The sequence below is a fragment of the Enterococcus sp. AMC1623 genome (genome assembly GCF_058216495.1).
In genome coordinates, this window is record NZ_CM177096.1 from 2,813,144 (window position 1) to 2,830,429 (window position 17,286).

The following is a 17,286-nucleotide window of genomic DNA, read 5'->3' on the forward strand; positions in this document are numbered from 1 at the left end:
AATGGTCATGACAGATCCAATTGCAGATTTTCTAACTCGCATCCGTAATGCCAACATGGTAAAACACGATGTATTAGAAGTGCCTGCTTCAAAAATCAAACGTGACATCGCTGAAATCTTGAAAAAAGAAGGTTTCATCCGTGATGTTGAATATATCGAAGATGACAAACAAGGCGTGATCCGTGTTTTCCTAAAATATGGAAAAAATGGTGAACGTGTTATCACTAACTTGAAACGTATTTCTAAACCAGGTCTACGTGCTTATGTTAAAGCTGACGAAGTACCAAGAGTATTAAACGGTTTAGGTATTGCAATCATCTCAACTTCTGAAGGTGTTATCACTGATAAAGAAGCTCGAGTTAAAAATGTTGGCGGCGAAGTTGTCGCTTATGTATGGTAATTTAAAATAATACACAAGGAGGTGTCTCTACGTGAGTCGTATCGGTAATAAAGTAGTCGTTCTTCCTGCTGGTGTTGAAGTCAAGCAAGAAGGAAATGACGTTACAGTTAAAGGACCTAAAGGTGAATTAACTCGTACTTTTTCTTCAGATATTAAAATGAATATCGAAGGAAACGAAGTAACTTTCACTCGTCCAAATGACAGCAAAGAAATGAAAACAATCCACGGAACAACTCGTGCAAACTTCAATAACATGGTTGTTGGCGTAAGCGAAGGTTTCAAAAAAGGATTAGAACTTATCGGGGTTGGGTACCGTGCTCAATTACAAGGTTCAAAACTTGTATTGAACGTTGGTTATTCAAATCCAGTAGAAATGAACGCACCAGCTGGAGTTACAGTTGAAGTTCCTTCTAATACTTCTATCGTTGTATCAGGAACAAGCAAAGAAATGGTTGGCGAATTTGCAGCTAACATTCGTGGCGTTCGTCCTCCAGAACCTTATAAAGGCAAAGGTATTCGCTATGTTGGTGAATTCGTACGCCGTAAAGAAGGTAAAACTGGTAAATAATCGTAAACAGGGTTTACGATTCGCAGCTTAGGCTAGCAAAAATAAAGAGGTGACAATTGTGATTACAAAACCAGATAAAAATAAAACACGTCAAAAAAGACATAAACGTGTACGTAACAAAATCTCTGGTACTGCTGAGTGCCCACGCTTGAACGTTTTCCGTTCTAACAAAAACATCTACGCGCAAGTAATTGATGACGTAGCGGGTGTGACGCTAGCAAGTGCCTCTGCCTTGGATAAAGAAATTTCAGGTGGAACAAAAGTTGAACAAGCACAAGCTGTTGGTAAATTAGTAGCAGAACGTGCAGCAGCAAAAGGTATTAAAGAAGTAGTCTTTGACCGTGGTGGATACCTTTACCATGGCCGTGTAGCAGCTTTAGCTGAAGCAGCTCGCGAAAATGGACTAGAATTTTAGAAGAAGGAGGAACACCATTCATGGTTTATATTGATCCAAAACACTTGGAATTAGAAGACCGCGTTGTTGCGATTAACCGCGTAACAAAAGTTGTTAAAGGTGGACGTCGTTTACGTTTCGCAGCTTTAGTTGTTGTCGGTGACAAAAACGGACACGTAGGATTTGGTACTGGTAAAGCTCAAGAAGTTCCAGAAGCAATCCGTAAAGCAGTTGAAGACGCTAAGAAAAACTTAATTGAAGTACCAATGGTTGGTTCTTCAATCCCACACGAAGTTATCGGTGTATTCGGTGGCGGACGTATCTTAATGAAACCTGCTGTAGAAGGTTCTGGGGTAGCCGCTGGTGGACCTGTTCGTGCCGTATTGGAGTTAGCTGGGGTAGCTGATATCACATCTAAATCTCTAGGCTCAAACACTCCTATCAATGTTGTTCGCGCAACTGTTGAAGGATTAAAACAATTAAAACGCGCTGAAGAAGTGGCAGCACTTCGCGGTAAATCAGTTGAAGAATTAATCGGTTAAGGAGGACAAAAATAATGGCTGAATTAAAAATTACTTTAAAACGCAGTGTTATCGGACGTCCTCAAAACCAACGCGATACTGTTAAAGCGTTAGGTCTAGGTAAAGTGAACAGTACTGTTGTTAAACCTGCTAATGATGCAATCAAAGGTATGGTTAACACTGTAGCTCACTTAGTGGACGTAGAAGAAATTTAAGTATCAATTTGATAGATTTACTTTGATTAAGGAGGTGCCAAACCATGAAACTTCATGAATTAAAATCTGCAGAAGGATCACGTCACGTGCGTAACCGTGTAGGTCGTGGTACATCATCTGGTAATGGTAAAACAGCTGGACGTGGACAAAAAGGTCAAAAAGCTCGTTCAGGTGGTGGAGTTCGTCTAGGTTTTGAGGGGGGACAAACACCATTGTTCCGTCGCTTACCAAAACGCGGATTCACTAATGTTAACCGTAAAGAATATGCAGTAATTAACCTTGACCTTCTAAATCGCTTTGAAGACGGAACTGAAGTAACTCCTGTAACTTTAGTTGAAGCTGGATTAGTTAAAAACGAAAAAGCTGGAATCAAAGTGTTAGGAAACGGTGAATTAACTAAGAAATTAACTGTGAAAGCAGCTAAATTCTCTAAAGCAGCTGAAGAAGCAATCGTTGCTGCTGGTGGATCAATCGAGGTGATCTAATGTTAAAACTTTTAAAGGATGCTTTTAAAGTAAAGGATATTAGATCAAGAATTTTATTCACTATTATGATTTTATTCGTCTTTCGTCTAGGTACACATATTACTGTGCCAGGCGTAGATGTTACTAAGTTGCAAGCTATCTCTAGCTTACCTTTCTTGAATATGCTTGATTTGGTAAGTGGTAGTGCCATGCAACGTTTCTCTATTTTTTCCATGGGGGTTTCGCCATATATCACTGCGTCAATTATCGTTCAATTGATGCAAATGGATATTGTACCGAAATTCGTTGAATGGTCAAAACAAGGGGAAGTGGGTCGTAAGAAATTGAATCAAGCAACACGCTATCTGACATTAGTCTTAGGATTTTTACAATCGATGGCGTTAACTGCAGGATTTCAAATGTGGACTCAGTTCGGATTTTTGCCAACTGCCAATGCAGCAACATATGTGCTAATTGGTATCATCTTAACTACAGGGACAATGTTTGTCACTTGGTTAGGAGAGCAAATTACGGACAAAGGAATTGGTAATGGTGTATCAATGATTATCTTTGCAGGTATCATTTCACGTTTACCAGTTGATATTAAAGGATTAATTGAAGACTACTTTATTAATATTGATTCGTCTGATTTATGGAAATCCATCATATTTATGGTGATTCTAGTGATTGCAGTCTTGGCAATTGTTACCTTTGTGACATATTTCCAACAAGCAGAACGTAAAATCCCGATTCAATATACCAAACGAGTAGCTGGCGCACCAACAAGCAGTTACCTTCCATTGAAAGTAAATGCTGCTGGGGTTATTCCAGTTATCTTCGCTAGCTCTTTTATCACAACACCAAATGCTATCTTACAAGCATTCGGTTCATTCCAAGGTGAAGCTTGGTTTGATGTAGTCCAAACGGTTTTTAATTATAATACTGTCCCTGGGGCAATTTTATATACAACATTAATCGTTGGATTCACGTTCTTCTATGCCTTTGTTCAGGTGAATCCGGAAAAATTAGCTGAAAACTTGCAAAAACAAGGTAGCTATATTCCAAGTGTTCGTCCAGGTAAAGGAACAGAAGAATACGTCTCAAAACTATTGATGCGTTTAAGTACTGTCGGGGCTCTATTCTTAGGACTCGTTGCATTATTGCCTATTTTGGCACAAATGATTTGGAACTTACCACAATCAATTGGTTTGGGAGGAACAAGTTTGTTAATCGTTATTGGTGTAGCCTTAGAAACTGCGAAACAGTTAGAAGGTCTAATGCTAAAACGTAAATATACTGGTTTCATCAATTAAAGTTTTATGAGGTGTTGAGGATTTCCTCAACACTATTCAGAAACTTACAGGAGGAGTTAAAATGAACCTCATTTTAATGGGACTACCCGGTGCTGGGAAAGGCACTCAAGCAGAACGTATTATTGCTGAGTACAACATTCCGCATATTTCAACGGGCGACATGTTTCGTGCCGCAATGGCCAATGAAACAGCTCTTGGCCTGGAAGCAAAATCATACATGGACAAAGGTGAATTAGTACCTGATGAAGTGACAAACGGAATTGTAAAAGAACGTTTAGCTGAATCAGATACAGACAAAGGTTTCTTATTAGATGGTTTCCCTCGTACATTAGATCAAGCAGAAGCGTTAGATCAAATGTTGAAAGACCTTGGAAAAGAAATTGATGCCGTCATCGAAATTCATGTCCCTGAAGAAATTCTTGTTGATCGTCTAGCAGGACGCTATATTTGCCGTGATTGCGGTGCAACTTATCATAAAGTATTTAACCCTACAAAAGTAGAAGGTACTTGTGATCGTTGTGGCGGACATGACTTCTATCAACGAGAAGATGATAAGCCTGAGACGGTCAAAAATCGTCTAGCTATCAATGTGAAAAGTAGTGAACCAATCTTAGCATATTACAAAGAAAAAGGTTTATTGCAGTCAATTGATGGTAATCGTGAAATCGATGCTGTATTTGCAGATGTAAAAAATATCATCGAGTAACGATCGATTGCCCGCATCCGACTTGCAATTTGGTAACTTTCTCTTGCTAAGTATGATATATTATGCTAAAATATATCAGTCCGACTTCTAAGAAATTAGAAGACTGTTTTGAGAATCTAAGGTGGGAACACTGGTTTCCGCCATTTTATCGTGTGAAAATGCGAAACAAGTACAAGGAGGTACTGTGCGTGGCAAAAGAAGATATGATTGAAGTCGAAGGTACAGTCGTCGAAACTTTGCCGAATGCAATGTTTAAAGTCGAATTGGAAAATGGACACCAAGTTCTTGCTACTGTTTCTGGTAAAATTAGAATGCACTACATTCGCATCTTACCTGGAGACAAGGTGACAGTTGAACTATCACCGTACGACTTGAACCGTGGCCGTATTACTTATCGTTTTAAATAATTGTACTCCGTAAAACCACAGGAGGTATTATCATGAAAGTAAGACCATCAGTAAAACCAATGTGTGAACATTGTAAAGTAATTCGTCGTAATGGGCGCGTTATGGTGATTTGCCCAGCAAATCCAAAACATAAACAACGTCAAGGATAATCGGAGGTGTAACAAGATATGGCTCGTATTGCAGGAGTAGATATTCCTCGTGATAAACGTGTAGTCGTTTCTCTTACTTATATCTATGGTATTGGTAACACGACTGCGAAACAAGTTCTAGCAGATGCTGGCGTTTCTGAAGACGTTCGTGTTCGTGATTTAACGAATGAACAGACAGACGCTATCCGTGCGGAAATTGATAAATTAAAAGTTGAAGGTGACTTACGTCGTGAAGTTAACCTAAACATCAAACGTTTGATGGAAATCGGTTCATACCGTGGGATCCGTCATCGTCGTGGATTGCCAGTTCGTGGACAAAACACGAAAAACAATGCACGTACTCGTAAAGGCCCGTCTAAAACAGTAGCAGGCAAGAAAAAATAATTCCTAAGTGAAGGAGGTTAAAACTTCATGGCAGCAAAAAAAGTGAGTCGTAAACGCCGTGTGAAAAAGAATATTGAAGCAGGTATCGCGCATATCCACTCAACATTCAACAATACAATTGTGATGATCACTGATACTCATGGTAACGCGTTAGCATGGTCGTCAGCTGGTGCATTAGGATTCAGAGGAAGCAGAAAATCAACACCTTTTGCAGCTCAAATGGCAGCAGAAACTGCAACAAAAGCAGCAATGGAACACGGATTAAGAACTGTAGAGGTAACTGTTAAAGGTCCTGGTTCAGGACGTGAAGCAGCAATTCGTTCATTACAAGCAGCAGGTTTGGAAGTGACTGCAATTCGTGACGTGACTCCAGTTCCTCATAATGGATGCCGCCCTCCAAAACGCCGTCGTGTTTAATGAGTGCCGCTCATTTTGAGTTTCAATAATTACGTCATTGAACAAGACACTTTTCGTTTTGAAAGGGGTAAGAGATAAGAATGATTGAATTCGAAAAACCAAGAATTGCAAAAATTGATGAAGAGAAAGATTATGGAAAGTTCATCGTTGAACCTCTAGAAAGAGGCTACGGAACTACTCTAGGAAATTCCCTACGTCGCATTTTGTTATCTTCTCTACCAGGTGCAGCAATCACTAATATTCAAATTGATGGAGTATTACACGAGTTCTCAACTGTTAAGGGTGTTCGAGAAGACGTCGCTCAAATCATCTTGAATATCAAAGGTCTTGCATTAAAAATGTACGGTGAAGAAGAAAAGACCCTTGAAATCGATATTACTGGACCAGCTACAGTAACTGCCGGCGATATTATCGTTGATAGTGATGTAGAAATCCTTAATAAAGATATGTACATTTGTACAGTTTCTGAAGGAACAACTTTCCATGCGCGTTTAACTGTTAGACCAGGTCGTGGATATGTTCAAGCAGACGAAAATAAAAAAGAAGATATGCCGATTGGTGTTCTTCCAGTTGATTCAATCTATACACCTGTACGTCGTGTTAACTACCAAGTAGAAAATACTCGTGTTGGTCGTCGTGATGATTTCGACAAATTAACGATGGAAATTTGGACAGATGGTTCAATTGAGCCATTAGATGCAATGAGTTTAGCCGCAAAAATCATGACTGAACATTTAGATATCTTTGTTAACCTAACTGATGAAGCGAAAAACGCTGAAATCATGGTTGAAAAAGAAGAAACTCAAAAAGAGAAAATGTTAGAAATGACTATTGAAGAATTAGACTTATCAGTTCGTTCATATAACTGTCTAAAACGTGCAGGAATTAATACTGTACAAGAATTAACAAATAAATCTGAACCAGAAATGATCAAAGTACGTAATTTAGGCCGTAAATCTCTAGAAGAAGTAAAAGCAAAATTACATGATCTAGGTTTAGGCTTACGTAAAGACGATTAATTTTTACGAAGGAGGGAAACCACGTGAGTTATCGTAAACTAGGACGCACATCTAGCCAACGTAAAGCGATGTTGCGTGATTTAACAACTGATTTAATCATTAACGAACGCATCGTGACGACGGAAGCTCGTGCGAAAGAAGTTCGCTCAACTGCAGAAAAAATGATCACTCTAGGAAAACGCGGTGATTTACATGCACGTCGCCAAGCTGCTGCATTCGTTCGTAATGAAGTAGCAAGTGTACGTGAAGAAAACGAAGAAATCGTTATCGAATCAGCTTTACAAAAGCTATTTAGCGATATCGCTCCTCGTTATGCAGATCGCCAAGGTGGCTACACACGTATCTTGAAGACAGAACCAAGACGCGGAGATGCTGCACCAATGGTTATCCTAGAACTAGTTTAAAATCACACTTAATAAACGGGTCACCGTTTAGCATCACTTTGTAGATGAACTTTAAGAGTGTTATGATGTTGGAGGGAAACCTCCGAGTCTAGCTCGGCGCTACCCCCTGGAAGGAAGATTTTCAGGGGGTATGCACTCATCATAAAGTGTTTTTTTTTATCCTCGATTAACTGTCAAGACACCTTGACCTGATGGAGGATGAAAAAAATCGACATTTTCCATGAAAATCTTCAGAATAATTGAAATCTACCTTGTTTTTTGGTAGTGTTAGTTAGAATCAGATTGAAGCAATAGTGCTCGCAAGACACGATTAATCAGTGACTGTATGAAATCGCAATGATGTATGACATGAAAAACAAACTAAATTTTTTGATAAAAGTTTAATACAAAGGAGTACCTATGAAACCTATTATTGAATTAAATAATCTTACATTCAAATATCAACGAACGGATGCTCGTCCGGCTTTAGAAGATGTTTCGCTATCGATTAACCAAGGCGAATGGGTGGCAATTATTGGTCACAATGGTTCAGGCAAATCAACCCTAGCAAAAACAATTAATGGCTTATTACTTCCTGAAAGTGGTTCAGTGAAAGTTGGATCGAAAGAATTAAATGAAGAAAATATTTGGTCTGTCCGCAAAATGGTAGGAATGGTGTTTCAAAATCCTGATAACCAATTTGTGGGTGCTACGGTTGAAGATGATGTGGCATTTGGAATGGAAAATCAAGGCGTACCGCGTGATGAAATGATTGAACGTGTAAAAAACGCACTTGAACAAGTTCGGATGTCTGAGTTTGCCACTAAGGAACCTGTTCGTTTATCTGGTGGTCAAAAACAACGAGTAGCGATTGCTGGCGTAGTGGCTTTACGTCCAGATATTATTATTTTAGATGAAGCTACCAGTATGTTAGATCCAGAAGGTCGTGAAGAAGTTATTGCGACCATTAAAAAGATTAAGGAAGAAAATAATTTGACCGTTCTTTCTATTACGCATGATATTGACGAGGCGGCAAATGCAAATCGTGTTTTAGTGATGCGTCAAGGGCAACTAGTAGATGAAGGAACGCCAGAAAAAATTTTTTCTGCTGGACCAAAATTAGTTGAAATGGGATTAGATTTGCCTTTCCCAGAAAAACTAAAGCAATCGTTGAAACAACGTGGTGTTGATGTGCCACAAAACTATTTGACTGAAGAAGGGATGGTGGATTGGCTATGGACATCCATTTTGAAAAAGTAAATTTTACTTATCAACCAAAATCACCTTTTGAGCAACGAGTTTTATTTGATATTGATTTAGATATTAAAGAAGGTTCTTATACTGCACTAGTGGGCCATACAGGTAGTGGAAAGTCGACCTTATTGCAGCATTTGAATGCATTGTTGAAACCCACTTCAGGAAAAGTATGGATTGGTGATCGTGAAATTACCCCTGAAACAAACAATAAAAATTTAAAACCTATTCGTAAAAAAGTAGGCATTGTTTTCCAATTCCCCGAAGCGCAACTTTTTGAAGAAACGGTTGAAAAAGATATTGCTTTTGGTCCAAAGAATTTTGGTGTTTCAGAAGAAGAAGCGAAAATTTTAGCGAAAGAAAATCTAAAATTAGTTGGTTTGGACGAAAGTTATTTGGAGCGTTCACCTTTTGATTTGTCTGGCGGACAAATGCGTCGAGTAGCGATTGCTGGCGTTTTAGCAATGGAACCAGAAGTATTGGTCCTAGATGAACCAACGGCGGGATTAGATCCTCAAGGACGTAAAGAAATGATGGAAATGTTTGAACGTTTGCATCGAGAAAAAAATATTACCATTATCTTAGTAACGCATTTAATGGATGATGTTGCTAATTTTGCAGATTATGTATATGTTTTAGAAAAAGGTAAAATCGTGAAACGTGGAACGCCTGAAGAAGTTTTTCAAGATGTTGCTTGGTTACAAGAAAAACAATTAGGTGTCCCAACTGCCGCTGAATTCGCGCAACGTTTAATTGCGAAAGGCATCACCTTTGAAACATTACCACTAACAGCAGAAGCCTTAGCAGATGCTCTTTTAGCGCAAGGAGGACTTGCTCATGATGAATAAACTGATTTTAGGTCGTTATATTCCAGGGGATTCATTAATTCATCGCTTAGATCCACGAACTAAATTATTAATGAGTTTTTATTTTATTGGAATTATCTTCTTTGCAAATAATTGGCAAAGTTATCTGTTTTTATCGGTATTTACTTTGTTTTGTGTCTTTTTATCAAAAGTTGATTTTGGTTTCTTTTTACGTGGTGTGCGACCACTTTTATGGTTGATTCTGTTTACAGTCGCCCTGCAAATGTTTTTTACAAGTGGCGGACAGATTTACTGGCAATGGGGAATTTTTCGTTTGACGGAATACGGCGTTCAAAATGGGATTTTCATTTTTTGCCGTTTCGTCTTAATTATTTTTATGTCCACGCTCTTAACTTTAACGACACCACCTTTAGAACTATCGGATGCAATAGAATATATCTTGCGACCATTAAAAGCTATTAAGTTTCCTGTTCATGAAATTTCGTTAATGCTGTCCATTGCTTTACGCTTTGTACCAACTTTAATGGATGAGACAGAAAAAATCATGAATGCGCAACGTGCGCGAGGCGTTGATTTTGGTGAAGGGAATTTAGTTCAAAAAATGAAAGCTGTGGTACCATTGTTGATTCCGTTGTTTGTAAGTAGTTTTAATCGAGCGGACGACTTAGCGACAGCCATGGAAGCACGTGGTTACCAAGGTGGCGAAGGTCGCAGTAAATATCGTGTGTTGCATTGGCATACTCGAGATACCATCACAGTAATTGTTTATGTGTTTGTTACTGTGGGATTGATTTATTTAAGAAACTAATAAATGATAGTATAAATAGAAGTGAAAAATACCCGAATTATAGAAGAGATGCCTAGTAACCTCACTATAATTCGGATATTTTGTTGTTAAAATGCTACGCTATACTACTTTGGAGGAAAGAAAAACATGGTTCGATATAAAGCAATTATTGCCTATGATGGAACAAATTTTAATGGTTTTCAACGTCAATCTTCTGGACGTACGGTTCAAGAAGAAGTAGAAAAAACATTGACAAAAATGGCAAATCAACGAATAGAAATACATGGTTCTGGTCGTACAGATGCTGGCGTACATGCGTTAGGCCAAGTGATTCATTTTGACTTTCCGTATGAACGTCCGCTAGAAAAAATGCGTTTTGGCTTAGATACCCAAACGCCAGATGATGTCGCTGTAAAATCAGTCGAATTGGTGGCTGAAGATTTCCATTCACGCTATTTAGTGAAGGAGAAAATCTATGAGTTTCGTGTCGACATTGGCAAACCTCGTAGTCCATTTCGTCGTTTTTATGCGAGTTATTTCCCGTATGCGATTGATGTGGCAAAAATTGAACGGGCGTTACCAGATTTTTTAGGTACACATGATTTTACATCGTTTTGTGCAACTGGCAGTTCAGTAGAAGACAAAACTAGAACAATTTATGAAGCGAATGTCAGGGTCAATGAAATGGGGGATGAGTTAGTATTCACTTTCCGTGGAGATGGTTTTTTATATAAAATGATCCGTATTATGGTAGGTACGCTTTTGAAAATTGGCAATGATCGAATGCCAGCTGATAGTATTCCTGCAATTATTGCAGGAAAAGATCGTAATTTAGCTGGTCCAACAGCGCATCCAGAAGGACTTTATTTAAAAGAAGTACGTTATTAAAAAGGGCTCAGAAATCAATAATGATTTCTGAACCCTTTTTTTGTTTAATAAAGTTCTAAATATTGTTCTCTTTCCCATTCTGAAACAGATTGTTTGTAGGCATCCCATTCAAAACGTTTTGAAACTAAGAAATTATTGAAAATATGATCACCTAAGGCATCTTTAATAACGTCATCTTTACGTAATTCTTTTAAAGCATTGTGTAAAGTTGAAGGTAAGTCAGAAATTTTAGCTGCTGCGCGTTCGTCTTCATTCATGACATAGATGTTGCTGTTAACCGCTGGAGTTGGCGTTAGTTCTTGTTTTATACCATCTAGTCCAGCTTGTAGTAAAGCTGCCATTGCTAAATATGGGTTAGCAGAAGGGTCTACAGAACGTAATTCTAAACGTGTAGATAGACCACGTGATTCTGGTACACGAATTAATGGTGAACGGTTTCTACCTGACCATGCAACATAAACGGGTGCTTCATATCCTGGAACTAAACGTTTGTAAGAGTTCACTGTTGGGTTACAAATGGCAGTATAGGCACGGGCATGTTCTAATAAACCAGCAAGGAAATGATAGGCAGTAGCACTTAGCTCCATCTCGTTTTCTGGATCATAGAAGGCATTTTCCTCGCCTTTAAATAATGACATGTTACAGTGCATCCCAGAGCCATTAATGCCGTATAAAGGTTTTGGCATAAAGGTTGCATGTAGTCCGTGTTTTCTAGCAATCGTTTTAACCACTAGTTTAAATGTTTGAATGTTATCGCAAGCTTCTAAAACATTTGCGTATTTAAAGTCAATTTCGTGTTGTCCGGGAGCTACTTCATGGTGGGAGGCTTCTACTTCAAAACCTAAACTTTCTAATTCTAATACAATATCACGACGGCAGTTTTCGCCTAAATCGGTCGGAGCAAAATCAAAATAACCGCCTTGGTCGTTTAAATCTGTCGTAATTTCGCCATGTTCATCTAATTTAAATAAGAAAAATTCTGGTTCAGGACCTAAGTTAAAGGAAGTGAAACCAAGAGCTTCCATATCTGCAAGTGCGCGTTTTAAATTGCCACGGGGATCTCCAGCAAATGGTGTACCATCAGGATTGTAGATATCACAAATTAGTCGGGCAACTTTTCCATGTTCGCTTTCCCATGGGAAAATCATCCATGTGGCTAAATCTGGATAAAGATACATATCACTTTCTTCAATACGCACGAAGCCCTCAATTGAAGAGCCGTCGAACATCATCTTATTTTCCAATACCTTATCTAATTGACTGATTGGAACTTCTACATTTTTTATGACACCAAGAATATCGGTAAACATCAAACGTAAAAAGCGGACATTTTCTTTTTTGGCAATTTCTTTAATTTCGGCTACGGTATTGCTCGTTTTGGTCATATTATCCCATCCTTTTATTCATTATCATCTATTAAGTGTAAGTTGAAGGAAGTCACTGAAAAAGTTGGTTTTCCTCGTTTCAGTTCGTTCCGTTCAATTTATATTGGAACTATACCAATTATTTTTTTACTTGTCAATCATTTATGTTAGAAAATGTAACATAAATCAATATTTTTTTAAAAATGATAATGATTCTCATTGATTTTAATATAAAATTTCTTGTTTTATTAAAAAATGATGTGATATAATCTTACATAAAGAAAATAACGAAACGTTTTCACGACTGTTTTTTCAGAATATTCAGAAGAAGGTGGCTCCATGAAAAATGAAATGATGAAACAAACAATGTATCGTCCCAGCTTTGAAAAAGATGCTTGTGGGATGGGATTTATTGCTCAAAGAGATGGAAAAGCTTCAAGAAAATTAATCGATTATGCCTTGATGATGTTGGAACGAATGAATCATCGCGGGGGAACAGGCGCCGAAGCTGATACAGGCGATGGTGCGGGTATTCTAATGGCTATGCCGGATCGTTTCTTTTGTAAAGAAGCCTTGAAGTTAGGTGTCCATTTGCCGAAACAATCAGAATATGCAGTAGCTATGTTGTTTTTACCTAAAGATAAAGAAGAAAAACATTCATTGCAACAATCAATGGTAAAAGATATTTCAGCTGCAGGATTTCGAGTGTTGTTGGAAAGAGAGGTACCTTACGCCTTTTATCAATGTGGACCTGGAGCACAAAAAGTCATGCCAAGCTTTGTTCAATTATTTATTGAAAAACCAATCGATGTAAATGCAGGTAGACAGTTCGAAGACCAACTATACCATTTGCGAAGAAGCCTCGAAAAAAGTTATCAAGCTGACGAGTTATCGATTTGTAGTTTATCCAGCCAAACGATTGTTTATAAGGGGATGTTGCATGCCTATCAAGTCGGATTATTTTTCACAGATTTACAAGATTCAGAAATGGAGACAAGTATTGCTTTAACTCATTCACGTTTCTCGACGAATACTTTTCCAAGTTGGAATCGAGCGCAACCGTTTCGCTTCTTAGCACACAATGGTGAAATCAATACGTTACGTGGTGCCGAAAACTGGATGCACAGTCATCAAATAGAAATGTACGACGAAGAAAATTCTGATTCAGCTAAATTGGAAAATTGTTTAGAATATTTGTATCGCAACGGGCGAGACATTCCGCAATCTTTAATGATGATGGTACCAGAAGCTTGGTCAAAAACGGCAAATTTATCAGAGGAGCTAACCGCTTTTAATGAATACAATGCAAGTTTCATGACCCCGTGGGATGGACCGGCTGCTTTGTGTTTTACGGATGGAAAAATGGTTGGTGCCACGTTAGATCGCAATGGATTACGCCCATCGAGGTATTGGATTACTGAAGAAGGATTAGTTGTCGTAGCTTCAGAGTCTGGTGTAGTTGATTTACCAGCAGCTACGATTATTGAAAAAGGGGTGCTGGGTCCGGCTAATATGTTTTTAGTTGATACAACGACAGGGAAAATTCATCATAATAATGAAATCAAAGAGCAATATGCGAAAGCTTATCCTTATCGTAAATGGTTAACCAAACATTTACTTTCTTTAGAATCATTAACCGATGTAGAGGAAAAAAGCACCTATACCGAAGACGACATGTTGATGTTATGGAAAATGTTTGGCTATACCGATGAGATGATTCGGACCTTGATTATTCCCATGGCAGAAGAGGGAGAGGAGCCGGTCGTTTCAATGGGATTTGATTCGCCACTAGCAGTATTAAGTGAGCGACCACAATCGTTATTTACTTATTTTAAACAGCAATTTGCCCAAGTCACAAATCCGCCGATTGATGCAATTCGCGAGAAGATGGTTATCGGTACTGAGTTGTTTTTAGGTTGTGATGGCGAAATTGAAAAAGACCATCCACAAAATTGTCGGAAATTAAAAATTGAAAGTCCAATTTTAACGACTAGTGATTTTTTTAAAATTCAGCAATTAAAGCAAAAACATCAAAAAACAGCGACGCAATCGATTTTATACGATTATTCAGAGACAAAACAAAATGGTTTGTATCATGCCTTAGATGCTTTATTTAGAGAAGCAGAAGCAAAAATTGATCAAGGGGCAACTATTCTGATTTTATCCGATAGAAATGCTACGAAAGGCAAACGGCCAATTCCTATTTTATTAGCTGTTTCTGGTCTTTACAATTATTTAGTCAGACAAAGAAAAGGTGCCAAAGCATCCATTGTGGTAGATACGGCAGAAGTTTGCGAAATTCATCATTATGCCACGCTGATTGGATATGGTGCTAGCGGTATTCATCCATACGGTGCCTATGCCACGTTAGAATATTTTGACTTGAAGGATAAAGTTGAAAACTACCGCAAAGCGTGTGAAAAAGGCATCATTAAAATTATGTCACGGATGGGAATTTCGACAGTTGCAGGTTACCATGGTGCCCAATTATTTGAAGTAGTAGGTATTTCTAAGGAAGTAACTGATCAATATTTCACAGGAACGACTTCGCGAATTGGTGGATTATCATTAGCACAAATTGAAAAAGAATATAGTTTACGCTATGAATTAGCTTTTGGTGAAAAGCATCGGGATTATTTACCATCTGGAGGCAGTTTCCAATATAAGGCGGATGGCGAACATCATTTATATAATCCCACGACGATTTATAATTTCCAAAAAGCAGTTCGTACTAATGACTATTCATTATATAAAAAATATGCCACACAAATGGATAATGAAGCCTTAGAAAATCCCACGACATTACGTTCAATGTGGATGTTTAAAAAATCCAGAACTTCAATTGCGCTAGATGAAGTAGAACCAGCCACAACGATTGTTAAACGTTTTAAAGTTGGTGCGATGTCGTATGGTTCTTTAAGTGAAGAAGCACATAAATGTATTGCAGAAGCGATGAATAGTATCGGGGCAAAATCAAATTGTGGCGAGGGTGGCGAGCATCGTGAGCGTTTCAAGGTGCAACCAAATGGTAAAAATTATAATAGTAAAATTAAACAAGTTGCATCAGGCCGGTTTGGCGTAAATACAGAATATCTGATGAATGCCGAAGAATTACAAATTAAAATGGCGCAAGGTGCAAAACCAGGAGAAGGCGGACAATTACCTGCTAATAAAGCTTTTCCATGGGTTGCTGAAATCCGTGGTTCTACGCCAGGCGTCCAATTGATTTCGCCACCACCGCATCATGATATTTATTCGATTGAAGATTTGGCGCAATTAATTTATGACTTAAAAACAGTCAATCCCTATGCCAAAATCAATGTGAAATTGGTTTCTAGTACAGGCGTCGGAACGATTGCGACAGGTGTTGTTAAAGCAGGTGCAGATGTGGTGGTCATTTCCGGCTATGATGGTGGAACAGGCGCTTCTCCTCGGACAGCCGTTCGGGATGCGGGACTTCCTTGGGAAATGGGATTAGCCGAGGCACACCAAACCTTACTGATGAATAACTTGCGCCAACGAATGACTTTAGAAACTGATGGGAAATTAATGACTGGTCGTGATATTGCGGTTGCAGCTTTGTTAGGAGCAGAAGAATACAGTTTTGCTTCATTGCCACTGGTTGCAATTGGCTGTGTGATGATGCGCGTGTGTAGTTTAAATACTTGTCCAGTCGGGATTGCGACTCAAAATCCTGCTTTACGGAAATTCTTTGTCGGAAAACCAGAGCATATTGTCAATATGATGATGTATTTGGCAGAAGATTTACGGGAGGTCATGGCAGAGTTAGGTTTTAAAACCATTGATGAAATGATTGGTCATGGGGAATGCTTAGTGCCACGTTTTGTCGCGAAAGGGAAAGCCAAATCATTAGACTTTTCGAACATGATTGGTCACGAATTAGGGATTGCTCGCAAGACGGTTGATCCGTTTTTAGAGAAACGTCAATGGAAAGAATTAGATACCTATGCGCAAGCTGCTATTGAGTTTGAACAGCCAACGAATGTCCAACAGTCAATCAATAACGTGCAACGGACAGTCGGCGCACGAATGGGCGGTTGGATTGCCGAACGATTTGGTAACTATACCTTGAAACCAGGATTGCTACGTTACACTTATACAGGAATTGCAGGTCAGAGTTTTGGTGCATTTACTGTGCAAGGAATGGAATTGAAACTCATTGGAGAAGCGAATGATTATGTAGCTAAAGGCTTGAGTGGCGGACGTTTGATTATCGTTCCACCAGAAGATGCAAGCTATGATGTCGAAAATTCAACGATTGTTGGGAACGTCGCTTGTTTTGGTGCCAATCGCGGTGAAGCTTATTTCAGAGGTTTTGCAGGCGAACGATTCTGTGTCAGAAATAGTGGAGCAAACGTCGTGGTTGAAGGCGTAGGTGACCATGGTTGTGAATATATGACTGGTGGAACAGTCGTTATCTTAGGAAAAACTGGTCGAAATTTTGGTGCAGGAATGTCTGGTGGGGTGGCTTACGTTTATGATCCGGAAAATCAATTTGCAGAAAAATGTAATTTAGAAATGGTGGAATTGTATCGTATTGGCGAAACCGAAGACGACAATCAATTGAAAAAATTGCTTGAGAATCATTTCCAATATACTGATTCTTTGAAAGCCGCAGAAATTTTACAAGACTGGGAAACAACAAGTCAACATTTTGTGAAAGTATATCCACGTGAATACCATCGTATGGTTGCAGCAACCAATGAAATGCGTCGTGCAGGTTTTGCAGAAGAAGAAGTGCTAGCCAAAGCTTTTGAAGCAGTTGTCGGTGCTCAATTATCGATTCCAGTCGGGAAGGAGTGAGT

20 protein-coding genes are annotated in these 17,286 nt (G+C 38.7%); 19 read left to right on the forward strand and 1 reads right to left on the reverse strand.

Annotated features, from left to right (window positions below):
• Position 1 precedes the first annotated feature (1 nt).
• From rpsH to truA, 18 genes are all read left to right on the forward strand, one after another.
• A complete protein-coding gene (gene rpsH, locus AC4BC7_RS13725; RefSeq protein ID WP_207942205.1) occupies positions 2–400 on the forward strand; it encodes a 30S ribosomal protein S8 in 399 nt (132 codons plus the stop codon).
• A gap of 31 nt (positions 401–431) precedes the next feature.
• Positions 432–968: a 50S ribosomal protein L6 gene (gene rplF, locus AC4BC7_RS13730; RefSeq protein WP_207942204.1), complete on the forward strand. Its 537-nt coding sequence runs from the start codon at positions 432–434 to the stop codon at positions 966–968.
• 58 nt (positions 969–1,026) lie between these two features.
• On the forward strand, positions 1,027–1,383 hold the full coding sequence (gene rplR, locus AC4BC7_RS13735) for a 50S ribosomal protein L18 (RefSeq protein WP_207942203.1): 357 nt from the start codon (positions 1,027–1,029) through the stop codon (positions 1,381–1,383).
• 20 nt (positions 1,384–1,403) lie between these two features.
• Complete coding sequence (rpsE, locus tag AC4BC7_RS13740; RefSeq protein WP_207942202.1) at positions 1,404–1,904, forward strand: 30S ribosomal protein S5; 501 nt, start codon at positions 1,404–1,406, stop codon at positions 1,902–1,904.
• Positions 1,905–1,918: 14 nt separating this feature from the next.
• Positions 1,919–2,098 carry a 50S ribosomal protein L30 gene (gene rpmD, locus AC4BC7_RS13745; protein ID WP_016176277.1) on the forward strand — a complete coding sequence of 60 codons (180 nt, stop codon included), beginning with the start codon at positions 1,919–1,921 and terminating at the stop codon, positions 2,096–2,098.
• 44 nt (positions 2,099–2,142) lie between these two features.
• Entirely contained in the window at positions 2,143–2,583 is a 441-nt protein-coding gene (rplO, locus tag AC4BC7_RS13750; protein WP_016176276.1) for a 50S ribosomal protein L15, read from the forward strand.
• Positions 2,583–3,875: a preprotein translocase subunit SecY gene (gene secY / locus AC4BC7_RS13755; RefSeq protein ID WP_207942201.1), complete on the forward strand. Its 1,293-nt coding sequence runs from the start codon at positions 2,583–2,585 to the stop codon at positions 3,873–3,875. Before rplO ends, secY begins: the two co-directional genes overlap by 1 nt.
• A 61-nt stretch (positions 3,876–3,936) precedes the next feature.
• Entirely contained in the window at positions 3,937–4,581 is a 645-nt protein-coding gene (locus AC4BC7_RS13760; protein ID WP_207942200.1) for an adenylate kinase, read from the forward strand.
• 188 nt (positions 4,582–4,769) lie between these two features.
• On the forward strand, positions 4,770–4,988 hold the full coding sequence (gene infA, locus AC4BC7_RS13765; RefSeq protein ID WP_002288695.1) for a translation initiation factor IF-1: 219 nt from the start codon (positions 4,770–4,772) through the stop codon (positions 4,986–4,988).
• 32 nt (positions 4,989–5,020) lie between these two features.
• Complete coding sequence (gene rpmJ, locus AC4BC7_RS13770; RefSeq protein WP_010742772.1) at positions 5,021–5,137, forward strand: 50S ribosomal protein L36; 117 nt, start codon at positions 5,021–5,023, stop codon at positions 5,135–5,137.
• Positions 5,138–5,155: 18 nt separating this feature from the next.
• On the forward strand, positions 5,156–5,521 hold the full coding sequence (gene rpsM / locus AC4BC7_RS13775; protein WP_016176273.1) for a 30S ribosomal protein S13: 366 nt from the start codon (positions 5,156–5,158) through the stop codon (positions 5,519–5,521).
• A gap of 27 nt (positions 5,522–5,548) precedes the next feature.
• Positions 5,549–5,938, forward strand: a complete 390-nt coding sequence (gene rpsK / locus AC4BC7_RS13780; protein WP_016176272.1) for a 30S ribosomal protein S11 — start codon at positions 5,549–5,551, stop codon at positions 5,936–5,938.
• A gap of 80 nt (positions 5,939–6,018) precedes the next feature.
• Positions 6,019–6,957: a DNA-directed RNA polymerase subunit alpha gene (locus AC4BC7_RS13785; RefSeq protein ID WP_016176271.1), complete on the forward strand. Its 939-nt coding sequence runs from the start codon at positions 6,019–6,021 to the stop codon at positions 6,955–6,957.
• Between the two features lie 23 nt (positions 6,958–6,980).
• Positions 6,981–7,361 carry a 50S ribosomal protein L17 gene (gene rplQ, locus AC4BC7_RS13790; RefSeq protein WP_016176270.1) on the forward strand — a complete coding sequence of 127 codons (381 nt, stop codon included), beginning with the start codon at positions 6,981–6,983 and terminating at the stop codon, positions 7,359–7,361.
• Between the two features lie 399 nt (positions 7,362–7,760).
• On the forward strand, positions 7,761–8,600 hold the full coding sequence (locus tag AC4BC7_RS13795; RefSeq protein ID WP_207942199.1) for an energy-coupling factor ABC transporter ATP-binding protein: 840 nt from the start codon (positions 7,761–7,763) through the stop codon (positions 8,598–8,600).
• Positions 8,576–9,442, forward strand: a complete 867-nt coding sequence (locus AC4BC7_RS13800) for an energy-coupling factor ABC transporter ATP-binding protein (RefSeq protein ID WP_490503112.1) — start codon at positions 8,576–8,578, stop codon at positions 9,440–9,442. The genes AC4BC7_RS13795 and AC4BC7_RS13800 overlap by 25 nt, the downstream gene beginning before the upstream one ends.
• Complete coding sequence (locus AC4BC7_RS13805; protein WP_207942197.1) at positions 9,432–10,229, forward strand: energy-coupling factor transporter transmembrane component T family protein; 798 nt, start codon at positions 9,432–9,434, stop codon at positions 10,227–10,229. Before AC4BC7_RS13800 ends, AC4BC7_RS13805 begins: the two co-directional genes overlap by 11 nt.
• Before the next feature lie 126 nt (positions 10,230–10,355).
• On the forward strand, positions 10,356–11,096 hold the full coding sequence (gene truA, locus AC4BC7_RS13810; RefSeq protein WP_207942196.1) for a tRNA pseudouridine(38-40) synthase TruA: 741 nt from the start codon (positions 10,356–10,358) through the stop codon (positions 11,094–11,096).
• A gap of 44 nt (positions 11,097–11,140) precedes the next feature.
• Here the strand turns inward: truA and glnA are convergent, their stop codons facing one another.
• Complete coding sequence (gene glnA, locus AC4BC7_RS13815; protein WP_207942195.1) at positions 11,141–12,481, reverse strand: type I glutamate--ammonia ligase; 1,341 nt, start codon at positions 12,479–12,481, stop codon at positions 11,141–11,143.
• A 318-nt stretch (positions 12,482–12,799) separates the two neighbouring features.
• On the opposite strand from glnA, the gene gltB reads away from it, so the two are divergent.
• Positions 12,800–17,284: a glutamate synthase large subunit gene (gene gltB / locus AC4BC7_RS13820; RefSeq protein WP_490503113.1), complete on the forward strand. Its 4,485-nt coding sequence runs from the start codon at positions 12,800–12,802 to the stop codon at positions 17,282–17,284.
• The last annotated feature ends 2 nt before the right edge of the window (positions 17,285–17,286 follow it).